General features: G+C 45.1%; 18 protein-coding genes. 16 read left to right on the forward strand and 2 right to left on the reverse strand.

Features of this window, described 5'->3' with window-relative positions:
* The 16 genes from AC13DA_RS10595 to AC13DA_RS10670 all read left to right on the forward strand — a co-directional run bounded on the left by AC13DA_RS10595 (position 1) and on the right by AC13DA_RS10670 (position 18,631).
* On the forward strand, positions 1 to 1,239 hold the full coding sequence (locus AC13DA_RS10595; protein WP_284451206.1) for an efflux RND transporter periplasmic adaptor subunit: 1,239 nt from the start codon (positions 1 to 3) through the stop codon (positions 1,237 to 1,239).
* Entirely contained in the window at positions 1,236 to 4,370 is a 3,135-nt protein-coding gene (locus AC13DA_RS10600) for an efflux RND transporter permease subunit (protein WP_482945922.1), read from the forward strand. The genes AC13DA_RS10595 and AC13DA_RS10600 overlap by 4 nt, the downstream gene beginning before the upstream one ends.
* A gap of 80 nt (positions 4,371 to 4,450) precedes the next feature.
* Positions 4,451 to 5,710, forward strand: coding sequence for a TolC family protein (locus AC13DA_RS10605; protein WP_284451204.1), 1,260 nt, complete (start codon positions 4,451 to 4,453; stop codon positions 5,708 to 5,710).
* 78 nt (positions 5,711 to 5,788) lie between these two features.
* Entirely contained in the window at positions 5,789 to 6,499 is a 711-nt protein-coding gene (locus AC13DA_RS10610; RefSeq protein ID WP_284451203.1) for a thermostable hemolysin, read from the forward strand.
* The gene (locus AC13DA_RS10615) at positions 6,492 to 7,973 is read left to right on the forward strand and encodes an AMP-binding protein (protein ID WP_284451202.1); all 1,482 of its coding nucleotides are present in this window, start codon (positions 6,492 to 6,494) and stop codon (positions 7,971 to 7,973) included. The genes AC13DA_RS10610 and AC13DA_RS10615 overlap by 8 nt, the downstream gene beginning before the upstream one ends.
* Entirely contained in the window at positions 7,974 to 8,642 is a 669-nt protein-coding gene (locus tag AC13DA_RS10620) for an iron-containing redox enzyme family protein (protein ID WP_284451201.1), read from the forward strand.
* Positions 8,630 to 9,415: an SDR family oxidoreductase gene (locus AC13DA_RS10625; protein ID WP_284451200.1), complete on the forward strand. Its 786-nt coding sequence runs from the start codon at positions 8,630 to 8,632 to the stop codon at positions 9,413 to 9,415. The genes AC13DA_RS10620 and AC13DA_RS10625 overlap by 13 nt, the downstream gene beginning before the upstream one ends.
* An 11-nt stretch (positions 9,416 to 9,426) precedes the next feature.
* Complete coding sequence (locus tag AC13DA_RS10630) at positions 9,427 to 10,089, forward strand: tetratricopeptide repeat protein (RefSeq protein ID WP_007145026.1); 663 nt, start codon at positions 9,427 to 9,429, stop codon at positions 10,087 to 10,089.
* Positions 10,070 to 10,729 carry a response regulator gene (locus AC13DA_RS10635; RefSeq protein ID WP_007145027.1) on the forward strand — a complete coding sequence of 220 codons (660 nt, stop codon included), beginning with the start codon at positions 10,070 to 10,072 and terminating at the stop codon, positions 10,727 to 10,729. Before AC13DA_RS10630 ends, AC13DA_RS10635 begins: the two co-directional genes overlap by 20 nt.
* The gene (locus tag AC13DA_RS10640; RefSeq protein ID WP_284451199.1) at positions 10,726 to 12,057 is read left to right on the forward strand and encodes a sensor histidine kinase; all 1,332 of its coding nucleotides are present in this window, start codon (positions 10,726 to 10,728) and stop codon (positions 12,055 to 12,057) included. Before AC13DA_RS10635 ends, AC13DA_RS10640 begins: the two co-directional genes overlap by 4 nt.
* Positions 12,050 to 12,373, forward strand: coding sequence for a cupredoxin domain-containing protein (locus AC13DA_RS10645; protein ID WP_007145029.1), 324 nt, complete (start codon positions 12,050 to 12,052; stop codon positions 12,371 to 12,373). Before AC13DA_RS10640 ends, AC13DA_RS10645 begins: the two co-directional genes overlap by 8 nt.
* A gap of 5 nt (positions 12,374 to 12,378) precedes the next feature.
* Complete coding sequence (locus tag AC13DA_RS10650) at positions 12,379 to 13,155, forward strand: FTR1 family protein (protein ID WP_284451198.1); 777 nt, start codon at positions 12,379 to 12,381, stop codon at positions 13,153 to 13,155.
* Entirely contained in the window at positions 13,155 to 13,841 is a 687-nt protein-coding gene (locus AC13DA_RS10655) for a hypothetical protein (protein ID WP_007145031.1), read from the forward strand. Before AC13DA_RS10650 ends, AC13DA_RS10655 begins: the two co-directional genes overlap by 1 nt.
* A 337-nt stretch (positions 13,842 to 14,178) precedes the next feature.
* Positions 14,179 to 15,273 (forward strand): efflux RND transporter periplasmic adaptor subunit, encoded by a 1,095-nt coding sequence (locus AC13DA_RS10660; RefSeq protein ID WP_284451197.1) that lies wholly within the window; start codon positions 14,179 to 14,181, stop codon positions 15,271 to 15,273.
* A 2-nt stretch (positions 15,274 to 15,275) separates the two neighbouring features.
* A complete protein-coding gene (locus AC13DA_RS10665) occupies positions 15,276 to 18,338 on the forward strand; it encodes an efflux RND transporter permease subunit (protein WP_284451196.1) in 3,063 nt (1,020 codons plus the stop codon).
* Positions 18,335 to 18,631: a DUF3240 family protein gene (locus AC13DA_RS10670; protein ID WP_284451195.1), complete on the forward strand. Its 297-nt coding sequence runs from the start codon at positions 18,335 to 18,337 to the stop codon at positions 18,629 to 18,631. The genes AC13DA_RS10665 and AC13DA_RS10670 overlap by 4 nt, the downstream gene beginning before the upstream one ends.
* On the opposite strand, the gene AC13DA_RS10675 is transcribed toward AC13DA_RS10670, so the two are convergent.
* Both AC13DA_RS10675 and AC13DA_RS10680 read right to left on the reverse strand, forming a co-directional pair.
* Positions 18,621 to 19,292, reverse strand: coding sequence for a transglutaminase-like cysteine peptidase (locus AC13DA_RS10675; RefSeq protein WP_007145036.1), 672 nt, complete (start codon positions 19,290 to 19,292; stop codon positions 18,621 to 18,623). The two genes, AC13DA_RS10670 and AC13DA_RS10675, sit on opposite strands and share 11 nt — an antisense overlap.
* Positions 19,293 to 19,306: 14 nt before the next feature.
* On the reverse strand, positions 19,307 to 21,205 hold the full coding sequence (locus tag AC13DA_RS10680; protein ID WP_284451194.1) for a bifunctional diguanylate cyclase/phosphodiesterase: 1,899 nt from the start codon (positions 21,203 to 21,205) through the stop codon (positions 19,307 to 19,309).
* Between the last annotated feature and the right edge of the window lie 147 nt (positions 21,206 to 21,352).

Here is a 21,352-nt window from a genome sequence, read left to right on the forward strand (position 1 = left end):
ATGGTCAAGCTGAAAAAATTTTTATTACCGGTATTAATCTTTGGCCTGACCATTCTGATTGTCGTGGTGCTTGTTGCGACGAAACCCAAAGCCACGCCAAAGGATGCACAGCAAAAAGCCTGGCTGGTGAATGCGGTAGCAGCGCAGATGACCACGGTGAGTCCACAAGTCACCGTATATGGACGTATTGAAACCCCTCGTGATGCCACGCTAAAAGCGGCTGTCGAAGCCGATGTCGAGCAAGTTCTGGTGTTAGAAGGTGAAACCGTAACTCAGGGAGAGTTGCTGCTGCAATTGGATAAAACAGATGTTGAACTAGTAAAACAGCAACGTCAGGCCGACGTCGATGAAATTACCGCTTCAATTGCCAATGAAAATGTCCGCTATCAACGTGATCTCGCATTATTAGAGAATCAAAAACAACTTGTTAACCTCGCCGATAAAGCGGTGCAACGCGCAAAAAAACTCGAACAAAATAAATTAACCTCACAAGCGGCTTTGGATGAGTCTTCGGCCGCTTATCAACAACAAGAACTGGCGCTAAAGCAGTTACAAAATGATATTGCTGAGCACCCTTCACGAATCGCCCAGCTACAAGCATCAAAAAAACGGGCAGAAGCCTTGCTGAAGCAGAGTGAAGTCAATCTAGAACGAACAGATATCAGAGCGCCGTTCCCGAGCCGGGTGGCGAAGCTAAATGTTGCCGTGGGTGATCGGGTCAGACCCGGTGATAGTCTGATTAATGTCTACGATCTTAATAATCTGGAAGTGCGGGCACAGATTCCTGGACGTTATAGTCAACAAATCCGACAAATGATGCAGCACCATCAGCTTATTCAGGCGACGGCGATGATTGATGATGAACTGGTTAAGCTTGAATTAAAACGGCTCTCAGGTGAAGTCAGGCTTGATAGTGGTGGTATCGACGGCTTGTTTCGCTTAGTGAATCACCCAAATAACTTACCGCTTGGTACCTTTGTTGAGCTGCAGTTACAGCTATCAGAACAGCACAACGTGATCGAGCTGCCATTCAGTGCTTTATATGGTTTGGACCGTGTCTATCTGATTGAAGACGGCCACTTAAAAGCCGTCACCATTGAACGCGTAGGGGAAGTTGTTGGCAAAGATAATCAACATCGTTTATTAATCCGAAGTGACGAGATTGCTAGCGGTGATTTAATTGTCACTACTCAGCTTCCCAATGCCATCACCGGTTTAGCGGTTGAGACCAAGTTGTGAGTTCCACCTCCCATCGCGCAGATATCATTGGCATTTTTGCTCAACATAAGGTTGCAGCAAACCTGTTGATGCTGATGATGTTGATTGGTGGTTTTGTGTCATTGAGCAAACTCAATACCCAGTTTTTTCCAAACTTCGCCTTGGATGTGATTACTGTCAATGTGGTCTGGCGCGGTGCCAGTGCAGAAGATGTGGAAGACTCGTTAACCAGCCGTATTGAGCAAGAGCTTCGCACCATCGATTATGTCGACAAAATGACCTCGACCTCATCTTATGGTTCGTCTTTAGTGACATTAGAGTTTGATGAAGGCACTGAGATGGGCCCGGCACTTGATCAGGTGAAAGATCATGTTGCCCGGCTCCGCAACCTGCCTAAAGATGCTGAAACACCCGAAATCAGCATTGCCACACACTATGACAATGTTGCCCGATTATTGGTCACTACCGACGGTCATTTAGACGAACTCCGTGGCTTAGTACATCAAATTGAACACGAACTGCTGGATGCCGGTATTTCACGAGTCACTATCACCGGATTACCAGATGAAGAGATGGCGATTAAAGTCAGCACCTCGACACTGGAGTCTTTGGGGTTAAGTTTTGGTGATGTCAGTCAACGCGTCGCTGACCAGAGTCAGGATTTACCGGCAGGCGAGATTGGCAATGGTGAAACGACCCGGCAAATTCGTAGTCTTGACCAACGCCGGAATGCTGATGCCTTTGGCAGTATCTCTTTAAAAAGTGATTATCAGGGACGTCGTCTTCTGCTTGACGATGTGGCTGATGTGGAACGCCGCGCCATGCGTGATCAGGTGAAAGTGTTTTATCACGGACAACCCGCCGTTGAAATTGCATTGCAACGAACAGAAAATGCCGATGCCCTTGAATCAGCGAGGATTATGGAAAAATGGCTGGAACAGGCTAAACCCAGCTTACCCAAAGGTGTAGATATCCGCGTTTATGATGCCAGTTGGTCACTGATACAGGAACGCATCAATTTGCTGCTCAGTAATGGTCTCAGTGGCTTATTACTGGTGTTGGCTATCCTTTTCTTATTCCTACACGGCAGAGTGGCTTTTTGGGTAGCCGTGGGTATTCCCGTTTCTTTTATGGCTGCATTGACCGTGCTGTATATATTGGGCGGTAGCATTAATATGATCAGCCTGTTTGCCTTGATCATGGCGCTGGGGATTATTGTTGATGATGCCATTGTGGTGGGCGAAGATGCGTTATCACACTATCAGAGTGGAGAACGCTCATTATTAGCCGCTGAGGGCGGGGCAAGGCGAATGCTTGCGCCAGTGATTTCTTCTTCTTTAACCACCATTGCAGCCTTTTTACCGCTGATGCTTATCAGTGGTGTGATTGGCAATATCTTATTCGATATCCCCTTTGTGGTGATTTGTGTAATTATTGCTTCACTTGTAGAAAGTTTTCTTATACTTCCCGGCCACTTACGCCATACTTTTCATAAAATGCATCATCTTGATCCAGGTCGGTTAAGACGCTGGTTGGATGAAAAGTTTGAGCATTTTCGTGAGCAGTTTTTCAGACCGTTAGTGACTATGGCTGTGAAAAACAGTGCGGTAACCATCAGTCTCACACTGGCTTTATTGATCATTTCAATCAGCTTGCTGGCCAGTGGCCGAATCCTGTTTAACTTCTTCCCATCACCGGAAGGCACCACAATTACCGCGAATGCCCGATTTGTCGCTGGCACACCGAAGCAGGATGTTGAGCAGTTTTTGCAACATATCAATCTGGCACTGGATGAAGCTGAAGCGGATTATGAGCAACGCATTGTCAAAATGGCAGTTACACGGCTTGGCAGTGCTTCATCAGCAAATTCTAATGTCAGTAGCAGCCAAGCAGATGAGCGTTTCGGCTCTGTTCAGCTGGAGATGATATCACCAGACCAACGCGATATCAGAAACAAAGATTTCATTAACGACTGGCGTGAACATATCAGCTTACCGCCAGGTATTGAAACATTTACCATCAGTGAAGCACGGGGTGGGCCGCCTGGCAGTGATATTGATATTCGTCTCAGCGGCGCTTCAGCGCAGCAATTAAAAAAAGCCGCACATGAGGTGGCTGAACAATTAAAAAATTACACCGGTGTTAGTGCCATTGAAGATGATATGCCTTATGGTCAGGAACAGCTGATTTATCGGATCAAAGGCCAGGGTGAAGTACTGGGGTTAACCGTTGAAAACGTAGGGCGTCAGTTACGGGCCGCGTTTGATGGGCAATTAGTTCAGATTTTTCAGGATGGCAATGATGAGGTTGAAGTACGTGTCATGTTACCTGACGCCGAGCGCAACACCTTGGCAACATTAGAGAACTTTATGTTGCGTCTGCCCAATGGAGGCAGTGCGCCCTTATCGAGCGTGGTCGAGTTTGAGTCGCGTCGAGGGTTTGATGTGCTCAGACATACCGACAGTCAGTTAGCGATACATATCACCGCGACAGTAGACTCTGTAGTGAATAACAATAATGTCATTTTAGATGATATGAAAAAGGCTTTTTTACCTGAAATATCATCTAAATACGGCGTGAAAGTTGGTTATGAAGGCCGAGCAGAAGAGCAGGCTGATACCATGTCAGATATGGCACAAGGCACATTGCTGGCCTTTATTATGATTTATTTGGTGCTGGCCTGGGTGTTTTCATCCTATGGCTGGCCACTGGTGGTAATGGCAGCGATTCCATTTGGCTTGATTGGTGCCTTAATTGGACATTGGTTACTCGGTATTGATCTGACCATTTTGTCTTTGTTTGGTATTTTTGGTTTATCAGGCATTGTTGTGAATGATTCCATCATTCTGGTGACGTTTTTCAAACAACTCACCGAGTCCGGAATGCCGACACAGCAAGCCATTATTGAAGCCTCAACACAACGTCTTCGCGCGGTGTTGTTGACCTCACTCACGACGATCGCCGGACTCACGCCTTTATTATTTGAAACATCATTACAGGCACAGTTTTTAATCCCCATGGCGGTTTCCATGTCATTTGGACTGATGTTTTCAACAGTTTTAGTCTTATTGGTGATACCCGCCATGCTGGCCGTTTACGAACGAGTTGCTAATAAATTTCTGCCGAAACGAACAGACTCAGTGACAATTTGATACTGTGTTAAGTCTGATTTAACAATCACTGTGCATGCTGTTGTAATTTGGATAGATCAGCATTTATTTAAGGATTTTTCATGCGACGTTATACCTCATATGTTATAGCTGCCTTGATAGGCACATTGAGTCCTGTGGTGAGTTTTGCAGAAGATAGCGAGACGGTCAGTAGCAGCGTGCCTTATGCAGCTAACCTGGATTTAGCTTCACTAACGGATAAGGTATATCAGCGATTACCGGGATTATTAGCTGAAGATAAATACCGCCAATTGCTGCAGGCGAATGATACATACAGTCAGGCCTTGTTTGCCGAGCCGGTGACCGGGAATCTGAGCCTGTTCAGTGATGAAGTGGGGACCGGACACGGTTTTCAAGAATGGGAAGGCGGTGTTGATTTACCGTTATGGTTGCCAGGTCAAAAACAACAGCAACAGGCCTTGTCAGACAAAATAGCAGCCGAACTGCCTGCTTATCAGCAAGCATTGAAACTGGAAGCTTCTGGTGAAGTGAGACAACAAATCTGGCAGGTGAAACTGGCCGAAGCCCAACTTGAACAAGCCAAACTGACCTGGGAAAACGCGAAAAAATTACAAAATGATGTTGAATCGCGAGTAAAAGCCGGGGATTTAGCCTCAACTGAACGTTTACTGGCGAGCAGTAACACGCTTGAAGCGCACAGCAAAATGGTGAATGCAGAGTCGCAGCTTCAACAGCGGCTGAAAATATATCAACTGATTACCGGTGAGAACGCCTTGCCGCAGCAGGTGGAAGAAGCCGTTAGCAACACCACTGAGGACTTACAGCAACATCCGCAGTTGCAGTTACAGGATCAGTTGATAGCCAGACTACAGGCACAAATGGGGCTGGCACAATATGACGGCGCAGTAAATCCCAGCCTGTCTGTAGGCGTAAGACGAGAACGGGGAGATAGGGCGGAAGACTATACCAACAGTATGGGCATCGGATTTAGCATGGCGCTGGATGATAAGGCATACAGACAACCTGCCATCGCTCAGGCCTCAGCCGAATTAGCTGATGCTCAGGTTGCACGTCAATCATTATGGCGTCAGCTAAAAACCCGACAAGTCGCCCTTCAGGAAGAATTAAACAGTAGTCGACAGCAGCTGGACTTGATCACGGAACAAAATAAAACCACCCAGCAGTATTACCAATTACAAAAACGTGCCTTTGATTTAGGTGAAATTAATTTGATTGATTTATTGCGCAGTCAGGCGCTGGCGAATGATAATGAGAGCAGAAAGCGTCTGTTGGAAGTTCAAATAAAGCAACAGATTTCTGAATTAAATCAATCATATGGGATGATTTTGTCTAATAATTAATAAAGCCCTCTAAGCTTAATTTTTCGTTAAGCTTTTTTTTTTAATCTAGCTTCCATACCACCTCCCAAGGGGAATTTTATGGAAGCTAGATCGTTTGCACAGTCTGTCACTAAAAGTCGCTCTCAACGCGTCGTTGAGCGACAAATTATTCAGCCTGTTTTTCCACTCACGCTGGCAAAAGCGAATGAGCCGGGACGAATGGACGCTGAACAATTTATTTATCAGCGCTTTGAAAAACAACACGGTGCAGAGATCAGCCATTTTCTGCCGTTTATCTTGTCTGCCAGGACAGGCGGTTTAGTTTCAGCAGCACTTGGTTTTCAGCCAGCCAGTTATTCATCACACCTTTTTCTTGAGTATTATCTTGAGAATGATATTCAAACGACGCTCAGTATTCTCACCCAAACAGTCGTTCAACGTGATGCGATTGTGGAAATAGGCAATCTGGCCTCCGGCCGACAACGTGCGACTCAAACACTATTTTTACTTCTTGCTGAGTTGTTCTATCAAGCCGGTTATGAATGGGTTGTGTTTACAGCTAACTCGGCTGTTTCACAGTGGTTGGCAAAATTAGATATTGAGACTATTGCCATCCGTGTTGCAGAGCCGACCAGGTTGCCAGATAAAGGCGCAAGCTGGGGTAGTTATTACGATGATAAGCCAGTGGTAGTGGCCGGAAATATCCGACAAACCATGGCAAAACTGACTGACAATCCGCTTATGTTGTATTTGCGTCAAAGCTATCAGCATCAATTAGATGAATTTGTCGCGAGTTTCCGTCATGGCTGAGTTAGTCGAACGTTTACGTCGGATTGCGGCACAACAGCCAAACGCACTGGCCTTGCAGGACCCATATCGTCAGCTGACCTGGCGTCAGATGATAGACGAAGTGGATAGACTAACTGAACTGCTTTTACCTTATGCACAGAATGTCGTTGCCTTATATGCCGACAACAGTGTCGACTGGGCGTGTATTGATCTGGCCTGCTGTCAAGCCGGAGTCATCAGTTTGCCTATTCCTGCCTTTTTTTCGGCCGAACAACAACATCATGCCATCAGTGAAAGTGGCGCATTAGCGTTAATCGAATCGAAAGGCACGACATTATTTCAATCACTCAAGCTGTTTGACCAGCTGCATCTGTCTTTAACGGACAATCTTATTTTGTTTCCATTAGCCAAGAATGGTCAGAGTCAAATTCCAGAGAAAACCCAAAAAATTACCTTTACATCGGGATCTACTGGTCAGCCTAAAGGGGTGTGTTTGAGCACAGATAATCAATTAGCTGTGGCTGATGCCATTATTCAACGTACAGAATTACAAGCTATCAAACACCTTTGTGTATTACCGCTGACCACCTTACTGGAAAATCTAGCCGGCATTTACGCACCATTACTTAGCAGAGGATCGGTCACCTTATTACCAGCAGCCGAGCTCGGCTTTAATGGTGGACGAGGTTTTGATGTTCAGCAATTTCTACAAACGCTGAGCAAACAACAGCCAGAAAGTGTGGTGTTATTACCCGAATTATTATTAACCCTGGTGTCAGCTGCTGAAACAGGCTGGCCAGTACCTGGCAGTTTGAAGTTTATTGCGGTGGGTGGCAGTCGCGTATCAGCAGACTTATTACGTAAAGCTGATGATTTAGGCTTACCGGTTTTCGAAGGTTATGGCTTATCGGAATGTAGCTCCGTGGTGAGTCTGAATAGCCCAAAACAACGTCAAATAGGCAGCGTCGGTCAGTGTCTTGATCATGTAAAAGTCAGTATTGAGTCCGGCGAAATCATCGTTCGCGGTAACTGCTTTTTAGGTTATATCAATCATCCTGATAGTTGGTATCCAGAGCAGATAGCTACTGGTGATTTAGGGTTTATTGATGAAAACCGCTATTTGCACATTAATGGTCGCCGTAAAAACCTGTTAATCAGTAGCTTTGGCAGAAATATCAATCCGGAGTGGGTGGAAAGCGAGTTATTGGCTAATCCTATTCTGGCCTATTGCACAGTGATTGGAGATGCAAAATCACATTGCAGTGTCTTAGTTCAGCCTCGTTTTGACAATATCACTGACACCATGATTGACCAATGGATCACCCTGGTCAACAAACGCCTGCCAGATTACGCACAACTGGCAGACTGGCAGCGCTTTGAATGGCCACTCAGTGTGGAAAACGGCACGTTGACGGCAAATGGTCGCCCTGTCAGACAACAAATATTAGAGAGCTACCATCATCAAATAAATGCTTTATACAAGGAGCAGGCATAAATGCTTTTTTTCGACAGATTACAAACAGAAACAGCAGCAGCACGTGAACAATTATTCAGTGCTCCGATCATTACTAAAGCGATGACAGGCGATATCACTACCGAGCTTTATATTAACTTTCTGACGCAGGCCTATCATCACGTTAAACATACCGTACCATTGCTGATGAGTGTCGGTGGCGCTTTGCCGGAACAGAAAGAATGGCTACGTAATGCCGTGGCAGAATATATCGAAGAAGAATTAGGCCATCAGGAGTGGATACTGAACGATATCGCAGCCTGTGGTGCTGATAAAGAAGCGGTAAGACACAGTCAGCCAAATCTGCAGACAGAAATGATGGTCGCCTATGCTTATGACATGGTACATCGCATCAATCCCTTAGGTTTTTTTGGCATGGTACATGTGCTGGAAGGTACCAGTATCACCACTGCAGACAAAGCCGCAGAAAGTATTCAAAATGCACTAGGTTTACCGACTAAAGCCTTTAGTTATCTGCGATCACATGGAGCGCTGGATCAGGATCATGTCAAATTCTTCGAAGGTCTGATGAATCAAATCACCGATCCCGCCGAACAAGATCTCATTATTCATAGTGCCAAACGCTTTTATTATCTCTACGGCAACATCTTCCGTAGCCTGACTGAAGAGAAGATGCCATGCAAAGTCTGAGAGATGTCACCATTCTGATTACCGGTGCCGCCGGTGGTATCGGGCAAAAGTTAGCTAAGGCATTACACGATCAGGGCGCTAAGTTGATATTGACCGATGTCAATGCAGATAAGTTAACTGAACTGAACGTCAGCTTAGGCGAAAAGCATTACGACTTTGTAGCTGACGTTAGCAAGACAACGCAGCGCCAGTCACTGCTGGATTATTGTGAAAACCTGCCTTATCCGCTGCAAATGATCATTAATTTGGCAGGTATCAACCGTTTTGCTGCCATCATCGATCATTCAGATAATGATATTGAACGGATGTTAACGATTAATCTGAGTTCACAGATTGCATTGACTCGCGATTTTATTCCTTTACTGGAAAAAAATGCGCCATCAACCATCGTCAATGTTGGCTCTATTCTGGGAAGTATCGGCATGCCCGGTTATAGCGTTTATTGTGCTACCAAGTTTGGCTTACGGGGTTTTAGTGAAGCCCTGCATCGTGAACTTGCTGGCAGTGGGGTGGATGTGCGTTACTTTGCACCTCGCGCCACCAAAACGCCTCTCAACAATGACAATGTCAATGATATGAATAAAGCATTAGGCAGTGCGATGGACAGCCCTGAGCAAGTAGCGAATGCCATTGTCGACTTTTTGCTGACGGATAAACGAAGACATTATTTTGGCTGGCCTGAAAAACTGTTTGTCAGAATCAACAGTATTCTGCCAGGCATAGTTGATAAATCAATTATTAAACAACTACCTATCATAAAACGTTATTTTTAATGGAGAAAATGATGAAAGCGTATATATTCTCGATGATTCTGGGGCTGGTGAGTCTGCCTGTCAGTGCCGATGTGATGCAAAGCGTCGCTGATTTGCAGCATGACTGGGCTAAAGTGAATTACACTCTAACAGGTGATGCACAGGAAAAAGCCTTTGAAAGCCTGATTGAAAAAGCGAATAGTGTGGTGAAGCAATATCCAGAGGCGGCGGAATCACATATCTGGCGTGGCATTATTGAATCAAGTTATGCTGGTGCCAAGGGCGGGCTTGGCGCTTTATCTCTGGCGAAAGCCGCAAAAGCCGATTTGGAAGAAGCGATGAAAATAAATGATACCGCGCTGGACGGTTCGGCTTATACCAGCTTAGGTACCTTATATGCCAAAGTACCCGGCTGGCCTATTGGGTTTGGTGATGATGACAAAGCCGAAATGATGTTGAAAAAAGCCTTGACCATCAATCCAACTGGCATAGATAGTAATTACTTCTATGCACAGTATTTAATAGATAATAACCAGTATAAAGAAGCAGAAACTTATCTGTTAAAAGCACAACAAGCACCTGCCAGACCAAGTAGACCCCTTGCAGATAAAGGAAGACAGCAAGAAATCGAAAAAGCCTTACAGCAGGTCAGATACAAACTAGGGAATGAACAACATGCAGGTATTACTCATTGAAGATGATGTTTCACTCGCAAAAGGCTTACAAACCAGCCTGAAAAGGGAAGGTTTTATCGTTAATCATTTGAGTGAAGGCAAGCAGGCCATTAACAGCATTGCTTCTTCTGAGCCGGATATTGTGGTGTTGGATCTGGGCCTGCCAGATATGGACGGTAATGAAGTCCTGAAACAAATTCGACGGCGTAATGCCGAGTTGCCCGTGCTGATTCTTACAGCTCGTAACTCTATTCAGGATAAAGTCGCCGGGCTTGATAGTGGCGCGGATGATTATCTGGCAAAACCGTTTGAAATGGATGAGTTACTCGCGCGCCTGCGCGTGTTGGAACGCCGGCTCAGTAGCCTGAAACATGCTGATCTGACCGTAGGCAACGTGTCCATCGATACGCGCGCTCAACAGGTGAAAGTTAATGGTGAGAATGTCGATTTTTTCCGTCGTGAATACATGCTGTTAAAAATGTTGATGGAGAATGTTGGCCGCGTGCAGACCCGCGATAGTCTGGAAAGTAAGCTTTACAGCTGGGGAGAAGAAATTGCCAGTAATGCGATTGAAGTCCACATTCATCATTTAAGAAAGAAACTACCGGAGAACTTCATCACAACGGTGCGTGGTGTGGGTTACACAATTAAAGCGCAATGAAGTCTATTCGCCTTTATTTATTACTGGCGTTATTAGCCACAATAACGCTGGTGAACTTTGTGTCGTTATTGCATGGTTATCAGTCGAGTATGCAAAAGGCACAAAATTTATTTGATTCTCGTTTAGAAAGTACCGCGATATTGATCGCCTCAGCTAACTCTCGTCAGGTGGGCCAGGAAACGGTAACCAATCAGCAAACACCTTACACCTTTTTTCAGATTATTGATGATAGCGGTCAGTTATTAACGCGTTCTGAGAATGCCCCAGATAAGGTGATGGGAGAACTGGATGAGGGCTTTCATATCATTAACTTTGGCAGCTATCGCTGGCGAAATTATGTTTACCGCGACACGGTTTTGCAGCGATGGGTCGTAGTGGCCGAGCGTATCGATATTCGCTATATGCTTGCCGAAGATGTGGTGATGGAATCGTTACTGCCGATTGTGATGGCGATACCTGTAGCCGCGTTAATTATCTGGTTTGCCGTCGGGATTGGTCTCAAACCACTTAACGCGTTTGCCAGCCAGTTGAGCGAGAGAAAAGCGGATGATCTCCGTCCGATTGAGCTTGACCGTGTGCCGAAAGAACTCACAACAGTAGTCAATAATACGAATAGTCTGTTATTACGTTTGGCTGAAGCCTTTGATCGTGAGCAACGTTTCTCAGCTGATGCGGCGCATGAGTTACGTACCCCCGTCAGCGTGCTCAAAGTACATTTACATAATTTACGTGCAAGACTGGGTAATGACGATGAAGACATTATCTTATTACGTGATGGTGTCGAACGTATGGGGCACCTTATCGAACAGATTCTGGCGCTGTACCGTACCTCGCCTGATCAGGCGGCAGTCAAGTTTGAAAGTGTAGATTTATTTAAATTAGTTCAATCACTTATCGCACGAAGTTATCATGCTTTTGAGTCTAAACAGCAAGAAATAGAAATGGATGGTGAGTCACACATCATCGAAGGTAATGTGTTTGCACTGGAAACCCTGATAAGCAATTTATTAAATAATGCGAATAAATACACACCGGAGAAAGGTCGTATTCATGTTGTAGTAAGGCGTCATGAAGAAGGGGTGTTACTGAGAGTCGAAGATTCTGGCCCAGGCATACCTGAAGAACAATATCAGCGTGTGTTTGAACGTTTTTATCGCCTGCATGGTGATCAGCATAATAGTGGTGTCATTGGCTGTGGATTAGGACTGACTATTGTTAAGCATATCGCTGATTTGCATCGTGCCCACATTCAATTGGGGACATCCGCTTGGGGCCATGGATTAAAGGTCGATGTCATATTTCCTCTGAGAGCAGTCAATTATGCGTAGAGTTGGGTTATTTTTATTCTTATCGTTTTTGGTGATGCCGGTGTTCGCTGGCCCTCCGGTGATTGAAATCGAAATTCGTGATCATCTTTTCTTTCCCGATGAAGTCAAAATCCCTGCCAATACCAAAGTCAAACTGTTGGTGAAAAATATGGATCCGACAGCGGAAGAATTTGAAAGTTATGAACTAAACCGCGAAAAGGTAATTGCCGGAAACAGTCAGGCATTTATCTTTATTGGTCCACTGCCAGCCGGGGTGTATCCGTTTTTTGGTGAGTTTTTCCCTAAAACGGCACAAGGCAAAGTCATAGCGGAGTAGAAATAGTGTTACTGAATGCGGTAGTGATTGTTTTACGTGAGGTGCTGGAAGCCTCGTTGATTATCAGCGTGTTTTTGGCGCTTAGCCAGATTTTGAACCGAAGCTTAAAGTGGATGTTGCTCGCATTAGTTTTAGGGCTAGTCAGTGGTTTTATCTACGCTGGCACCATCAGTACTGTCTCAATGGCCTTTGGTGGGATTGGACAGGAAATCGTCAATGCAACGATTAATATCCTTATATTCATGGCTTTAGTTATTTTTGTCACAGCAGTACCGCATCAGAATGTGCAGCGTTGTCGTCGCCTAACCGTGATAGCTATTATGAGCACCGTTATCTTAGCGATTATGCGCGAAGGTTCAGAAGTCTTGTTATTTATCACTGGCTTTATTGGCGTGCCAGATTTATTGGGGCCCGTATTAATGGGAGGAGCTGTGGGGGCTGGACTCGGTGTAAGTGTCGGTGTGTTTATTTATTATTTCATCGTAAACCTTATCCCCCGGCACGGTGTATGGGTTGGCTATTTATTATTGTTACTGGTGGCGGGAAGTTTAATGTCGCAGGCGGTTGAGTTTCTGATTCAGGCGGATCTGTTAACCTCATCAGAACCTATCTGGAATAGCTCTAATATCATTGATGAACACTCTGTTGCCGGGCAACTTCTGTTTGCTTTATTAGGTTATGAAGCTACGCCCCAAACAAGTCAGGTCATCGCCTATATTTGTAGCATGGTCGCTTTGTTTTGTGTGGCGATGTTCAGCTTTATAAAACGAGATCGAAATTAATGAAATACCGTGTAATGACCGTTACTGGCGCTTTATTAATTGCGCCTATCCTGGCACAAGCGGATGGATCAGCAGTGGATAAAGTCTACCATCCGTATGTGCAGCCGCTGGAAAAGGAAGTAGAGTGGCGGATGATTACTGCTGAAGGCGATAGTCTGCAAAAACTGAGTTATGGCCAGTCTTTATCTGATCGCCTTTATGTTGAAGGTTATCTTACCGCCAGTGAAGAAAATGATAATTTCCGTTTGTATAGTTATGAACTCGAAGCCAAGTGGCAACTGACTGAGCAGGGAGAGTATGCCATTGACTGGGGACTGGTCACCGAACTGGAAAAATCCAATATTCGTGATCAGTGGGAAGCAGCAACAGCATTACTTATGGAAAAGGAGTGGGGTGATTGGGTCGGAGCAGCCAATCTTTGGCTTGAATACGAATGGGGTAATGATATTGAGGAAGAGCTCGAAACAGCCCTAAGCATGCAGGCGCGTTATCGACTGTCACCTATGTTTGAGCCTGCCATTGAATATTATGCCGGTGATGAAACCCGCGCCATTGGCCCGGTTGCATTGGGAGATGTGCGCTTTTCTGCTGGTAAAAAACTCCATTGGGAAACCGGAATATTATTTGGTGTTGGTAAACAATCTCCTGACGCCACCTTACGTTTTCTGACCGAGTTTGAGTTTTAGTCTGTGTAAAGTTTTGTTAACACTTTAAGACTCTGTTAATAAGCCATCACTAATATGGTGCTATCTTTATGACGGTAGAACCAAGTGATGCAAACAGGGACGATAATAAAAAAGCCAGTCACGATAGACAATGAGCTGGCAAAGCCAATTTATTCGCCTCAACAGCGACATCTGAAAAAGACAGAGCAAACTTCGTATCTGTCGACATCACCTGCGTTTTTTCCTAAAACTGGCAAGCTGATTTGCCATCTGATACTTGTCTTACAAGCACTGGCTCTCGATGTATTTTCTTTGGTCTTTATGCTTTTTTTTCCACTCTTTTGTTTAGGAAAACATGATGTTGACTAACTTGTTACGCCCCTTATTGATCACTATTACACTCGGCTTATCCATCCCCGCTTATTCGCAAAGTTTGCAATTGGATAAAACCCAAATGGACAACCTTGGAGTGAGCTATCAAACGGCGGTGTCTGTTTCCGAAACAAAAAGTCATCATTATCCCGCCAAAGTGTCTGTTCCTAATGCGAATCGGCATATTGTTCATACCAGTCAGGAAGGCGTAGTCACGCAAATGTTAGTGGCTGAAGGCGATATTGTTAAGGCAGGTCAAGTGTTGGCCACCGTTAATAGTCCGGCCTTGTTATCGTTGCAGACCCAGTATTTACAGGCTGAGGGGCTGCTCAATCAATTACTCACTGAAATGCAACGGGATAAGCAATTATTTAATGAAGGTATTATTGCCGAGCGCCGTTATCTTGATGCTAAAACGCGTTATCAACAGCAAAAAACCTTGGTTGATAGCCAAATAAAAACCTTGCAGTTAGCAGGAATGCCCTTAGATGCCATTAAAACATTAAAGCAACAACAAACCATGGACAGCCATTTACATGTTCGTGCGGTCAGTGAGGGTGTGGTCATGGCGCAAAATGCCGTGATTGGCCAACGCGTGATGGCATCTGATGTGTTGTATGAGGTGGCTGATTTATCAACATTATGGCTTGAAATCCATGTGCCACTGCTGGTCGCCAGTAACATCAATATTGGCTCAAAAGTGATGGTATGCGACAGGGATGTCTCAGCGTCAGTAATGACGGTTGGCAGGCAAGTTCATAATATTGATCAGGGTGTGCTGGTACGTGCTGAAACTTCTGAGAATACGGGGTTATTGACGCCCGGCGAATTTGTACAGGTTTGTTTTGTGCAAAATACGCAGTCGATGCTTTATGAGATTCCCTACAAAGCCATATTACGTGTCGAAGGCATAACCCATATCTTTTATTTTGATGGTCAATCTATCAGCCTGCGACCAGTACATATCGTTTCTCAATCAGAGAATAGTGTCACGGTATCAGATGCTTTTTTAAGTAACGGATATGTGATTGATGAAGGCGTGTCATCGCTGAAGTCTGCCTGGCAAGCTGAGGGGAAATAGACATGGATGGTCTGATTCGTTTTTCATTGACGCAGCGTCTGATGATGCTGATTCTGGTGGTTGTTCTGATTGGGTTTGGCTGGAAGGCCTTTAACGATACGCCGATCGATGCTTTTCCTGATGTCTCGACAACACAAGTAAAAATTATCCTCAAAGCACCGGGTATGACACCGGAAGAAGTGGAAAGCCGCATTACCGCCCTGGTCGAAGTTGAGATGCTGGGGATACCCAAACAACGCATGTTACGGTCTGTAGTGAAATATGGCCTGACCGATATTACCGTGGACTTTGAAGAGGGCACGGATATCTATTGGGCACGTCAGCAAGTGGCTGAACGTTTATCAGCTATCAAAGATACCTTGCCTGCTGATATTCAGGGTGGCTTGGCACCGTTAACGACTCCGTTGGGTGAAATGTTCATGTTTACTGTGAACAGTCCCACGCTGGATTTGATGCAACGGCGTGAATTATTGGATTGGGTCATCAGGCCAGCCTTACGCAGTGTTGAAGGGGTGGCTGATGTCAATTCATTAGGCGGTTATGTCAAAACCTTTGAAATTATCCCGGATTTAGCCAAACTTGCCGCATTAAATATCAGCCTTGCTGATATCCAACAGGCATTGGAAAACAATAACCGTAACGATGGTGCGGGACGCATTGATGAAGGCGAAGAAGTGTTACTGGTTCGTGCTCAAGGTAGTCTGCAAAATCTGGACGATATAAAACGCCTGGTGGTGAAGTCCGATGCCGATGAACCTGTTTTACTCTCACAGGTCGCGGAATGCAGAATTGGCTCACTGACGCGTTATGGTGCAGTCAGTGCCAATGGACAGGGCGAAGCGGTACAAGGCTTGGTGTTGGGTTTACGAGGTGCGAATGCCAAAAAAGTCGTAGCCGGTATTGAAAAACGGCTCGCCGAATTACAAGCCTCCTTGCCAGATGATGTAAGCATCAATGTTTTTTATAACCGTGGTGAGCTAGTCGCAGATGCAATTCATGGTGTGAACAAAGCATTGATTGAAGCGGTGGTGCTGGTTCTGGTCTTTCTGCTGCTATTTCTGGGTGATCTCAGGGCGGCGATTGTGGTTGCACTGGTATTACCGCTTTCAGCCATGATCACTTTTATCATGATGCGACAGTTTGGTTTATCAGCCAACTTGATGAGTTTAGGTGGACTAACGATTGCCATTGGTATGCTGGTTGATGCTGCGGTAGTCGTGGTTGAAAACATCGTGTCACAGTTAGCGGATAAATCACGTGCAGCGGTGCTGCCAAGACTGCATTTGATTTATCGTGCAGTAAAAAATGTCTCGGTGCCAGTTACCTCAGGCATCATTATTATCGTCATTGTTTTTCTGCCATTACTGACCTTACAGGGCCTGGAAGGCAAACTGTTTATTCCTGTGGCGTTGACCATTGTGTTTGCACTGGCTGGTTCCTTAGTTTTATCACTGACGGTGATTCCGGTGCTGGCCTCTTTTTTATTGAAACACGTGTCTCATGATGAGCCGTTCTTACCCAGAGTATTAAAAAGGCTCTATGCGCCGGTATTAGCCTGGTCACTGGATCATACAAAAAGTGTGGTGATGATTGCGTTGTTATTACTCGCCTTTGCCGCTGTTTTATACACTCAAGTGGGTAAGGCCTTTATGCCAGTTATGGATGAGGGCGATTTGATTGTGCAATTAGAAAAACTGCCTTCAATTACCCTGGAACAATCTGTTGCTTTAGACAAGCGTGTGCAACAGGCATTATTAAAAAATGTGCCTGAAATCACCGGCGTAGTCGCCAGAACCGGTGCAGATGAACTCGGCCTGGATCCGATGGGCCTAAATGAAACGGATATGTTTTTAATCCTCAAGCCTCGTGAGCAATGGCAGGTAACAACAAAAGAAGATCTAAAGCTAAAAATAAGGCAGGTTCTGGAGCAGTTTCCGGGGTTGAATTATGGCTTTACGCAGCCAATTGAAATGCGTGTGTCTGAAATGCTTACCGGCGTCAGAGGCGATCTGGCCATCAAAATATTTGGTGAAGATGGTGACACACTCAATGAGTTAGCTAAACGTGTTGTGCAAGTTGTGTCCAGTATTCGCGGTGCGGAAGATGTCATCACCAGTCAGAATGATGGTGCTCAGTATTATCAAATTGATCTGAATGCGTTAACGCTTGGCCGTCTCGGCTTAAGTGTTGAAGACATTCTGCCGCAACTACGAATGTTAATTCAGGGAAGTCAGGTAGGCACGATTTATCAGGGTGCCAGACGCTATCCACTGGTGATTCAAGGCGAACGCAGTTTACAGAAAGTGGTGAGCTTATTTGCCCATGCGAGATTGAACGTAGCGGGCAACAGACAGGTACAGATTTCTGACCTGGCCACTTTAAAACGGGTCGAAGGACCGGTATCTATTCGCAGAGAACAAGGACAGCGAATGTCGGTGGTGGTGGCGAATGTGGCCGATCGTGATTTAGTCAGTTTTGTAGAAGAAGCTCAGGCCGCTGTGGCAAAAGATATCGATTTACCGAGCGGCTATCAGTTTTCCTGGGGTGGTCAGTTTGAAAACCAGCAGCGAGCCGCAAAACGCTTAATGGTGGTCATTCCTGTGGCTTTATCTTTAATTTTCTTATTATTGTTTTCCACTTTCCGATCTTTACGCCAAGCTACATTGGTGATGAGTAATGTGCCATTTGCCATGGTGGGCGGAATCACTGCACTTTGGCTGACGGGTGAATATTTATCTGTGCCTGCTTCTGTGGGGTTTATCGCTTTACTCGGCATTGCTGTATTAAATGGCGTGGTAATGGTGAGTTACTTTAATGAGCTGTTAGAAACAGGTATGGCAGTAGATGACGTGGTCAGAGAGGGTGCGATGCGCCGCTTAAGACCAGTGATGATGACAGCGACGATTGCTGCCTTTGGTCTTGTGCCTTTACTGTTCGCAAGCGGGCCGGGCTCAGAAATTCAGCGGCCGCTAGCTATTGTGGTGATAGGCGGTTTAGTTAGCGCCACCTTATTAACCCTGGTGTTACTGCCACTCTTGTTCAGACGATTTGGAGTTGCAAAATGAAATGTCTATTAGCTCTTATCGTAAAACCCTCGTTAGAGGCAGCATTAAGCGACTGGTTATTACTTCATCCGCAGATTGAAGGCTTTACCTCACAACTGGCCTCCGGTCATGGTGCTGGTCATGCGATGAGTATTAGCGAACAGGTAGAGGGGCAACGCAAACAAATGATTTACTGGGTAGAACTTGATGATGAACGAGTAAAAACGGTTCTTGATGGTTTATCGTCGAGTTTTGCTGGCGCCGAGATACATTATTGGCAGTTACCTCTCAGCGCCAGTGGCATTATTCGCTAGTAGCTTCTTCTGCTTGTTTTTGCATACGTTTTTCTAAGTCTTGCCATAAAGACAAACGCGAAGAGCCTCCGACACGCTGGCCTTCCCCACGTGATTTTGCCAGCCATAAACCGGTACCATTGAAGCTATAAACCGGGGTTAAGTCATTACGCTGAGTGGCTGGTTTGATGTCGGTGATTAAATTATCCAGTACTAGCGGTACAGAGCGTTTTGTCTTGAAATAGGTCAGCACCATATGGGCTTGATTGAGTTCTTTCGCTTTAACATAAGTGATACGTAATTTATCTTCATCCACGCCTAATTCTTTTAGCGTGAAATATTTCGCGATCGAATAGTCTTCACAGTCACCACCCCCAATTGACAGCATTTCCAGTGGCGTTGCCCAATAGTCTTTTTTGTTCCAGAGGTCGATATCGTCGATAAACAACACATTGGTATTAAAAAACTGATTCACCAGCTCCAGTTTTTCCGCTTCAGGTAAGTCCTTATTTTCTGCCACCAGTTTTTGCCAGTCTTCAACACGCTTGCGGGCAAATTTATTATATTGCGCCTCAATCTTGTCCAATACGCGTGAACTGATATTGAGGTCAGCGACAAGCGGCAACGACAATAACAAAAATGTCAGTATCACCAATAATGACAAGGGGCGTTTTAACAGCATGGATAGCTCAGACTTTAACGACTGATACCGTAAATGCCAGCTTGTTTAACCGTATTAAAATCTTCATCCGCTGTCACTGCCTCAGCCAGTACTTTGATATCCAGCAAACGTGAGACTTCATGCATAATTTCCAGAAAGTCGGGTTTACTGGCGTTGCCACGAATATTTTGGGTCAGATCACGTGCCAGTCTGATGTAGTCAAGATGCAAATGACGCAACTCATCGACCGCAATAATATCTGCAGAGTAACGCTTTATCAGACTCTTAGCGCCCAATGACTTCACAAAACGACTGAAATTAGTGAAGGCTTTTAGATTTTTGGTAGCGGCATAGGCCGAAACAGAAAAAGTCAGTAACTCAGCAGAAATAACTGACTGCTCGATGCGAGATTCCAACCACTTATGGAAACTGGCTGAATCGATAGAATCCATGGTCAGATTGATGCTGACAGGGCAGGTAATATGATCTTGTTCCATTTTGAGCAAGACTTTGTTCACAATGCAGCGGTCAACAGATTCTGCCAGCCCAAACTCTTGTGCCATAGAGAAAAAAGTACCAACAGACAAGGTCTTACCGGCTTTATCTTTAACAAAACTAAAGGCTTCCTGCATCACTTTGACAGGCTTGGGACCATCGTAATTATAGGCTTCGGCGGTGAAATAGATTTCGGGTGTATCACGGTTAATAGCATGGGTGATAACCGCTTTCCATTCTTGTTCAGATAGGGAACTGATCGAATCATCTTTAATGAAAAAGGCATTATGTCCAATAATACGGGCTTGTTCATAAGCTTCGATCAATGCCGGCATTAAGCGTTCAAACTCGCTGGTGCGGTCAAATTTCACTAAACCAAAGTGAACCAGATCTTCCACTTCATAATGCTCAGCCAACTCTGTCAGTGCTTGTTGCAGGTTTTTAGCAAATGACTGAATGAGATTGATATCAGATTCATCGTAAATAATCGCAAATTCAGCACCATAGAGCCGGTAGGCATGACCACTACCTGCCACCGCATTGTTCAGAATACGAGCCATATCTTTCAGTAGCGTATCTGCCAGCTGATTACCTTTCTGTTTGCTGATGGCGGCCAGATCAAGAAATTTGATATAGCTGACATAACCTGTATGTCCACTGGATAGGCGTCGTTTAACATCGGCGGTAAACGTGGCCTGGTTTAGCAATCGTGTCAGAGTGTCACGTTTAAGGTTGTCATTGAGTGAGTCCAGCCGTTGATTGAGGCGAGTAATGGTATCGCCAATCTTGACTGACATGCTGTTCATGGATTGAGCGACCTGGCGGACTTCTCGCGTCCAGGGTAAACGATCAATGGTAGTAAATTGACCGGAAGAAATTTCGTTAGCCTGTTTTTGTATCGCTTTAAGGGGTTGTAGCGTAAACCGTAACACCAGCATTAATAAAGCAAAGGCACCGATAAAAATAATGGCTGAATACAGTAAGGTTTCTTTCGCTTGTTTATAGAGTTTTAGGTAGGCATAAGCCGGGTTGCTGCTGACATAGAGAGTGCCGGATATTGACCAGCCAGAGCTGATTTCAGATGAGGCCGTGGCAGACTTCATGGGTAACCAGTTGATTAGCCATTGGGGCACACCTTCCATTTTGACCGGATTTTTTAAGCTGACCAACGTTTTTCCATCAATATCTTCCAGACGCATTTCTCGGTAGTAACCCATATCAAAAATCGCGTTCATCATCGTTTGTAATATCGGATCATTTTCATCTTCCATATGTGGGCTAAGTGAAAGACCCAGCGATGTCGCGGTATCCTGCATATGTATTTCAGATTCAACTTCGAGATAGTCACGGATGCTGCCCATGCTGATCACAAAGCTTGCTGAAAAAACAATCAGAAAAAGTAAGCTGATTAGAATTAACAACTGCTTAGAAAGTGACATATTGATTTCCTTATTACGATGTTCAGGCCATTTAAGTAGTGCCTGATATATATCGGCTAACTTGATGGAATCTGATGAATTATCACCAAAACGCTAACAATACCCTGACCAAGGCATCACAGCAAGCGCCGTCATCACGGGCGATAA

This window comes from Methylophaga sp. F-2 (assembly GCF_056859315.1).